Origin of the sequence: Pseudomonas sp. IT-P258, assembly GCF_949767825.1 — a bacterium.
Lineage (GTDB): Bacteria > Pseudomonadota > Gammaproteobacteria > Pseudomonadales > Pseudomonadaceae > Aquipseudomonas > Aquipseudomonas monachiensis.
Genome location: NZ_CATKPU010000088.1, coordinates 1 through 295 on the forward strand (window position 1 = coordinate 1; position 295 = coordinate 295).

A 295-nucleotide genomic window follows, 5' to 3' on the forward strand; every position below is an offset into this window, starting at 1 on the left:
GAAGCAGCTTTAAGCTCCAAGCTGATAGCTCCAAGCTAACAGTTACGCGCTCGAAATTGGGTCTGTAGCTCAGTTGGTTAGAGCGCACCCCTGATAAGGGTGAGGTCGGCAGTTCGAATCTGCCCAGACCCACCAATTTTGTTATGGGGCCATAGCTCAGCTGGGAGAGCGCCTGCCTTGCACGCAGGAGGTCAACGGTTCGATCCCGTTTGGCTCCACCATATAACTGCTTCTGAAAGTTTAGAAATGAGTATTCCGATGTGAATATTGATTTCTAGTCTTTTGATTAGATCGT

Annotated in this window: 2 tRNA genes; both read left to right on the plus strand. The window is 48.8% G+C overall.

The annotated features are described in order from the left end of the window. The first annotated feature begins 58 nt into the window (after positions 1 to 58). Positions 59 to 135 (plus strand) — tRNA-Ile (locus tag ACM6G4_RS25915). Between the two features lie 10 nt (positions 136 to 145). Continuing rightward, positions 146 to 221: transfer RNA gene (locus ACM6G4_RS25920), tRNA-Ala, on the plus strand. Positions 222 to 295: the final 74 nt, after the last annotated feature.